This is a genomic window from Nocardia sp. NPDC059229, from assembly GCF_042754165.1.
In the GTDB taxonomy this organism is placed as follows: Bacteria; Actinomycetota; Actinomycetes; order Mycobacteriales; family Mycobacteriaceae; genus Nocardia.
Window position 1 is genome coordinate 87,528 of record NZ_JBHZAK010000027.1, and the last position, 7,479, is coordinate 95,006.

Annotated in this window: 5 protein-coding genes; 1 reads left to right on the plus strand and 4 read right to left on the minus strand. The window is 64.7% G+C overall.

The window, feature by feature from the left end:
* Positions 1-13: 13 nt before the first annotated feature.
* Genes ACFXHE_RS38810 through ACFXHE_RS38825 form a run of 4 tightly spaced genes read right to left on the minus strand, consistent with a single transcriptional unit; the run spans position 14 to position 6,153 of the window.
* Positions 14-718 carry a class I SAM-dependent methyltransferase gene (locus ACFXHE_RS38810; protein ID WP_379389872.1) on the minus strand — a complete coding sequence of 235 codons (705 nt, stop codon included), beginning with the start codon at positions 716-718 and terminating at the stop codon, positions 14-16.
* Between the two features lie 31 nt (positions 719-749).
* On the minus strand, positions 750-4,001 hold the full coding sequence (locus ACFXHE_RS38815; RefSeq protein WP_379389874.1) for a thiamine pyrophosphate-binding protein: 3,252 nt from the start codon (positions 3,999-4,001) through the stop codon (positions 750-752).
* On the minus strand, positions 3,989-5,086 hold the full coding sequence (locus tag ACFXHE_RS38820) for a pyridoxal phosphate-dependent aminotransferase (protein WP_379389876.1): 1,098 nt from the start codon (positions 5,084-5,086) through the stop codon (positions 3,989-3,991). Before ACFXHE_RS38820 ends, ACFXHE_RS38815 begins: the two co-directional genes overlap by 13 nt.
* Positions 5,086-6,153, minus strand: a complete 1,068-nt coding sequence (locus tag ACFXHE_RS38825; RefSeq protein ID WP_379389878.1) for a UbiA family prenyltransferase — start codon at positions 6,151-6,153, stop codon at positions 5,086-5,088. Before ACFXHE_RS38825 ends, ACFXHE_RS38820 begins: the two co-directional genes overlap by 1 nt.
* Positions 6,154-6,444: 291 nt before the next feature.
* Here ACFXHE_RS38825 and ACFXHE_RS38830 point away from each other — a divergent pair, with 291 nt between their 5' ends.
* The gene (locus tag ACFXHE_RS38830; RefSeq protein ID WP_379389880.1) at positions 6,445-7,305 is read left to right on the plus strand and encodes a haloalkane dehalogenase; all 861 of its coding nucleotides are present in this window, start codon (positions 6,445-6,447) and stop codon (positions 7,303-7,305) included.
* Positions 7,306-7,479: the final 174 nt, after the last annotated feature.

Genomic DNA, 7,479 nt, shown 5'->3' on the forward strand with positions numbered 1-7,479 from the left:
ACCTTTTCCCTCTCTACTTGCGGAACACATAGGCGCGAACCATGCCGCCGTGGTACCGCGCTCGGGAATCCACTGTGAGGCCGGCCTTTTCGCAGCGGGCTATGGTGTATTCCGCGCCACGGTCCATCTCCACCTCCCTGGTCATGTGGGCGACGGGCGCCAAACCGAGAAGTCCCGCGATCCTGCGAATCAGCAACAGGCGGTACTTCAGCACCGTGCGCAGCAACTCGCTGTCCGGCAGGGCGAGTTCGATCAGCAGAAAGCGTCCACCGTCGCGGAGCACCCGTACCGTCTCCGCCAGCGCGGCCGACGGGTCGTCCATGTCATCGAGCGCGAAACACATGACGACGGCGTCGAATGTCGACGACTCGAAGGTCAGCGCCTCCGCGCTTCCGTGCACCAGGCCCCACTCGCTCCGCGGCCACTCCCGCCCCAGCCGCGCCAGTTTGCGCTCCGCCACCTCCAGCATCTGCTCATTGAGATCGACGGCGCAGTAGGACATCGGAAAGCGATATTCGGCGGCCAGCGCGGACGCGATCTCGGCCGTCCCCGCGGCGACATCGAGCACCCTCGAACCGGCCTCGAGCCGGAGCAGGCGGACCGCCTCGCGCCGGAGCCGCTTGTCGCCACCCAATGTGAGAATCGAATTGACCAGGTCGTAGCGCGGAGCTATTTCCGTGAACATCGCCTGCGGCGTAGCCGGACGTGTCCCGACCATTCGAGTCCCTCCTCTCTGATTGCCTGACAGTTCATTCACTTCGCCCTACCCGGCGAATCAGTTGGACAGCCGCGTCGGCGCCCACCGCCTTCACCATCGACCACGCGCCGGATCTCGCGGCCCTACCGTCGCGCAGCCAGCCCGACACCAGTCCCACGACCTGGCGGACATGAATGCGTCCCGCCAGCGCGGGAGCCTCCACCGCGGGGATGCGCGCGTCGATGAGCATCGGGCCCTCGGTGCGAAGCGCGGATCGGAAGGCATTCCCGAATTCCTCGGATGTCCGCGCCGTCACCGCGGGCAGCCCGCAATGCCGTGCGAAGCTCGCGAAATCCAATGGCGCGAATTCCGATGAGGTATCCGGCCATCCCATGATCCAGCTCTCGAACTTGATGGCGGCCAGCGCGCTGTTGTTGAAAACGACGATCACCGTTGTCGATTCGACCTTCGCGGCATTGCGGAGCTCGGCCAGCGTGATGCCGATCCCGCCATCTCCCACGATCGCCACCGAGATTTCCTTCGGTCTGCGCGCGGCGACGTCCACCGCAGCCGGCACCGCGAATCCCATGGTGGCGAAGGATGCGGTCCACAGATATCTGGATGCGGACCGTACGTAGCGGTATGCCCAGAGCGTGTTGATACCGACATCCACGCTCAGGGTGGATGCTCTACCGGCTCGCGCGAGCTCATGATCGATGATCTGCGCGGCCACGGCCGCGCGCAGTTCCCGCGCACTCTCCCGCGGCCCTTTTCGCTGCGATGTGCCGGGCCGGGCGATATCGCGTACGGCGACAGGATCATTCGACGATCCGATCAGAGCCTCCAGCAGCTCCCGTGCGTCTCCGAGCAGGCCGATCGATTCAGGTGGGAGACGAAGGAAAGTCAGCGGGTCGGCATTGATCGACACCACCGGACCGTTTCCGACGAGCTCGAATGCGGAGCCGCGCCAGGACACACCCACCAATACGACAAGCCGGCTCTGCCGGATGTTCTGCATTGCTTCGTCATGACCGGATGTCCCGACCAGGCCGTCGCAGTGTTCTCCTAGAACGTCCGCGGCCAGGGCACCCATGGTGCAGTAGAGCGGAGCTCCCGTGCGTGACGCCAACTCGAGAAGTTCACGTCGTGCGCCGGCTGCGCCACGGCCCACAATGATCGAGACATTCTCGGCCGCTTCGAGCAATTCCGCGGCCCGCGCGATCTCTTCGCGGGCGGCCATCGTGCTACCGGGAAGCCCGATCAACGACGTCGGAATCCCTTGCGCGATGGCACTTTCCACGAGCGCCGCACTGTTGCCCGCCGCTATCGCGGAGTTGGCGACGTGAATGTGCGTCACGCCTTTACCCTTGGCGGCCACGGTCAGCAACGCGTCTCGAAGGCGCGTCGAATCCTTGGCGGTGCCGTCCAGGACCACCGATATCGCCGAGATCTCCCCCAGCACGTCCACCGGATCCAGGAACCAGCGGTCGATTTCGAAGGAGACCAGCAGCACCGACGCGCTGTCGAACGCAGCGTCGTAGAGCCCGTTCAGCTGTGCGAGCAGTTCCGCGGGCGAGGTCACCAGGGCACACGCCGTGGTCCCCTCGGCCTTGAAGGCCGCGGTTGCCCGCATGGCGGCCGCCTGCGTATCGGAGACGACATGCACGTCGAGGTCGGACGATTCACTCGCCGAACCGAGCCGCGCACAACTGCTTCGCGAGAGATACACCGAGTCGACGCCACGACCCGCTATCGCACCGAGCAGATCGCTCGCGAACCGGACGGCATCGGTGTCGCCCCTCCCGCCGGACCGCGCCGGCTCCACGTCCAGCGCGGAGGTCAGGATCACGACCGGACCGTGCTCGCGGCCGGCCTCTTCCAGCCTCGAATTCAGCTCACTCGGGTTTCCGGCCCAGAACACCGGGATTCCGAAGGCCTGAGCCAGATCTCGGATCGTCGCACCGGATTCCGCCGCGCAGACGACGGTGACGGGAACCGCGTAGCGCGCGGCGGTGGACAGCTCCGCGATGTACTGGTCCAGGGACGCGAGGTCGGTCAGCGCATAGCATCGATCACCGGCCGCCAGCGCGAGACCGATCGACATCGGCAGCGCCGACCCTTCGGCCTCCAGATTCCACGCACTGTGGACATTCGCGTGCTCACTCAGAAATCTGCGCGACAGCCGCTGTATCGGTCCTGGGTCGACGGCCACCGACGCGCCCGCCAGTCGCCGTGTGAGCACCGCCCACCCGCCGGGCACCTCCGTATCGCGCGGTGTGCCGGACGGCTGCTCCGATGATGCGTGTGCCGGAACGTCTTTGCGGCTCGACACAGCGGAGGTCAGGGACTCCAGAATCGCCGGAATATCACCGGCGACTCCAACCCGCCGGCATCCGGCGTCGAACCCGGACGTAGCGAGATCGGTGATTTCGATCAGGATGTTCGCCGCGGGAAAGTACCGCTCCACTCCGACGGTTCGCCGGCCGATCAGCAGCACGCTCCCGTCGGCCGCGGATTCTTCCTGGTCGTCGACCGGGGTTACCAGCGCCTCCGGGATTCCCGACTCGGGCAGGGCCACCAGTGGAGCCGCCAGCGCGTGTGCGACCAGGCGGGCGCGATCGACCGATTCCCTGCTGCCGGAACCCAATACGATTGCCGTCGGGTTCGCGCACAGGTGGTCGGCAAGGTCGTCGATGCGCTTCTTGTCGACCTTCGTGGCACTGCGGCGATCCAGCCGATACGGGCTCGCCTGTTCCCTCTCATCGACCGGTGCGTTCAGCAGATCCGACGGGACCGCGACATGAGCCGACGTCTGCTCGAGCCGTATCGCGAGCACGATCTGGTCGAAGACGCCGATCTGGTCGGCCGACATGATGTCCGATGAGCGCCACGTACCGTCCCGGAACAGCCGCGAGGATTCGATCTCCTGGAACGACTTCGTCCCGATACCGGCCAGCGGAACCTGTCCGGATATCGCCAGCACCGGCACCCGGTCGTAGAGCCCGTCATAAACGCCGGGCAACAAGTGCGTGGCGCCGGGGCCGGCCGTACCGAAGCACACACCCACGGTGCCCGAGCCCCGCGCGTAGCCGACGGCCATCCAGGAGGCCGCGCTTTCATGGCGAACCGCGATGAGCCCGATCTCTTCCCGCCGCCCGACCGCATCGACGAGGCAATTCACCGATTCCGCGGGCATCCCGAAGATGTAGCGCACATCGTTTCGGACCAATCGATCCACCAGCGCATCGGCGAACCGGGGACGGCCCATCAGATCGGCCCCCAGGTGCGGATTCATCTGTGGCATGCGCTTGCCTCCATTCCGCGGTATCCCTCCGCGAGTACATCGACAACGTCAGCTAGGTGCTCGAGTGCGGGCACGGTGATCCGGATGCCCAGGTCCGGATATTCACGGACTGCGATCCCCGAGCGTGAGAAGCAGTCGACAAGAGATGCCGTGTGCCGCATGGGCATCCAGAGAAAGTTGCCGCCCGATTCGGGGACGGCGAGTCCGTGCTCGCGAACCGATTCGGTGAACAACGACCGGCAGTGCACGACCGAATCGACCTGGGCGGCGAGCTCATTGCTCACATCCAGCGAGGCGATCGCCGCGGCCACCGCCATCCGGTTCACGCCGAAGGGCAATGCGGCCGTTCGACAGGCACCGATCAGATCTCTATTGCCGACGGCGTATCCCACGCGGAGCCCCGCCAGCCCGTAGGCCTTCGAGAAGGTCCGCATGACAACAAGATTCGAATACAGACGAGTCAGCCGGAAGATCGCGGCAGGATCGACGGTTCGATCGAAATCGATATAGGCCTCGTCCACCACGACTACCGTGTGCCGCGGAGCCGTCCGGAGCACCATCTCGATCTCGTCGAGACGCACCCGCTCACCCGTCGGGTTGTGCGGCGAACAGATCAGGATCGCAGCCGCGTCCGATCCGGCCGTCGCCACCATGGAATCCATTGGCTGCCAGCGACTTTCCGTGCCGGGCACCGGCACCGGCGTGCCGCCGGAGTCCACCACGACTCGCTCGTACGCGTCGAAGGCCGGAACCGCGAAGACGACTCGGCCACCATCCGCGGCAACCCGTCGCAGCACGTATCCGAGCACGCCTACGCTGCCCGGCCCGACGATGACCTGATCGGCGGCGCAGCCCACGAACTCGGCGATGGCTCCCCGCAGCGAGCCATACGACGCGGAAGGGTAGTCCGCGGCACGGTCCACCTCGGCCTCGATCGCCTTGCGGACGCTCGGCAATGGAGCAAAAGGCAACGCATTGTTCGAAAGGTCCAGCGCGACTACCGAATAGTTGTTCTCCTCACCCGAGCGATACTCGTTCCACACGACACCCGGACGCGCCTTCATCAACCTTTCCACCGCATCCATCAGACGACATCCTTCTTTCTGCGGGTATCGAGCTTCAGCGCATCCATCAGGAAAATGATGACCAGCGACCCGACCACGATGCTGACCGATGAAACGGAGGGATCTATCAGCAGGATCCAGGTCGACAAATACCCCGTAGATACCACCATGTCGAAACGAAGCATGTTGTTCGCCGACTGGCTGTCGTCACGAAGGATCATCCGTGCGCACTGAACGCATACGACCGGGAACCATACGAGGGCAAGCAGATACTTCTCCCCGAACTGACCGCCGGCCACCAGGAATACCGGACCCAGGTAGACGATGATCGTCCCGGCCGAGGCCACGACCGCGGCTTGCAATCGTGTTCGGCTGATGGTCGCCGAGGTCGTCAGACCGGCAGCCCTATCGCCGTAATAGTCGGGCAGATTCTTCACCAGTCCCTTGGCCGCGAACCACACGAACAAATATGCGGCCATGCTGATGAAGGGCCAATTCCCGAGAACCGCCGGCCCGTGCTTCGCGACGGCGGGAGCCATCAGGAACGGGAAGGCGACATCCAGGGCGAAGAGGCAGATCGACAGCGCCGGCCGCGCCTTCACCCGAAATGGCGGCAGAGAGTACTGGTGTGCGATGAGAACACAGATCGCCGTCATCACGACGAAGACGGGGCTCACCAGGGTCGCCAACCCCAGCATGATCGCGCACACGATATAGGAACTCAGCAGCAGCCGCCGCCGGCCGTAGAGACCGAGCAGGTACAGGCGGGCCGGCAGGTTCTCATTGTCTTCCGCGACATCGGAATAGCCGTTGAACAGATTCGCGACCGCGCTGTACAGGAAGGTGATCGCGAAGCCGATCAGAACATCGAGGTCGACCGTCAGACCGAGGAGCTTGCAGGAAAGGCAGAACGCCAGCATTCCGGGTAGGCATGTACGCGGGCGGGCGAACGAAAGGAACAGCTCGATCCGCCCCAGAATTCCTTTTGTGTATCCCTCGGACGAATGTACCCAATCGAGTCTCTCCTCTGCCGACTTGTCCAGAAATTCGTCAAGTGTCGGTATCGACATAGTTTCAGCCACGATCACAGCTCACTCGTCATGCGCAGTTGGATATTGCCCGCCCCGGGCCCCCAGCTCCTGAAACCGAAACCCTCGCCCCACGATCGGCACTCAGAACACGACTCGTCAATGCTTATACGGTGTATTGCGGTTCCGCTGGTGTGAGCATACACGAAATCCGTTGTCGCCCAAGGGTGTTCAACCGCCGCTTTCATCAGTTGCACACGCTCATGTGCGGCCGAAAACCGTTGGCAATTCACGTGATTCCGCGTGGGCGAGGTATATCAGACGTCGTCTCGTATCGCAGAGAGGGTTTCAATGCTGATCGACTTCGTTCCCGACCGGAATCTGTACCCGTTCGACTCCCGCTGGTTCGACTCGTCCGCCGGCCGGGTGCACTACATCGACGAGGGATCCGGGCCGGCAATCCTGTTCTGCCATGGTGTTCCGACGTGGAGCTTCCTCTACCGCCACATCGTGCAGCAGCTGCGCGACCGGTATCGCTGTATCGTCGTCGACTACCTGGGGTTCGGATTGTCCGAACGTCCGCAGGGATTCGGTTACACGGTCGCCGAGCACATCTCGGTCCTCGGCGAGCTGATCGATCACCTGCGGCTCGACGACTTCATCCTGATGGGACACGACTGGGGCGGACCCATCGGCCTCGGCGCGGTCACCACGCGCGCGGATCGGCTGCGCGGAATCGTGCTGGGCAACACCACGTTCTGGCCACCCGAAGCGCGGGCGAATCGGGTCTTCAGCAGGCTCATCCGCACCCCCCTGATGCAGCGGCAAGTGCTCGAGCGGAACTTCCTCGTCGAGCGCGTCCTACTCGGCGAGCTGGGGCGCAAGCTCAGCGCGGCCGAGGCCGACCACTATCGCGGGGTGCAGCCTACCCCGGCGGCCCGCCCCGGACTCGGTGTGATCGCCAAACAGATTCGTGACGCCCGGCCGCTACTGGAGCAGCTCTCCCGAGACATGCCCGCTGTACTCGCCGACAAGCCGAGCCTCTTGGTCTGGGGCATGCGGGACCTCGTCTACCGCCCTAAGGCCCACATCCCCCGAATGCGGGCGACATTCACCGACCTCGAGGTAGTCGAGCTGCCGAGCGCACAGCAGTTCATCCAGGAGCACGCACCCGATGAGATCGCGACGGCGATCGCGAAGCGGTTCCCCTGAGCCTGGTGAAACGATGGGCGGCGCTACCACTCGGTAGCGCCGCCCTCGTCGATCAGGTTCGGCCGCCCGCTGTTTCGGTCCGGGGCCTAGTTCTTCCGGCCCGGCGCCTTCATCCCCGACTTGAAGCCGAGGCCACCCGGCTTGGCGGCCGGCGGCTTGGCCGCGCCATTGCCC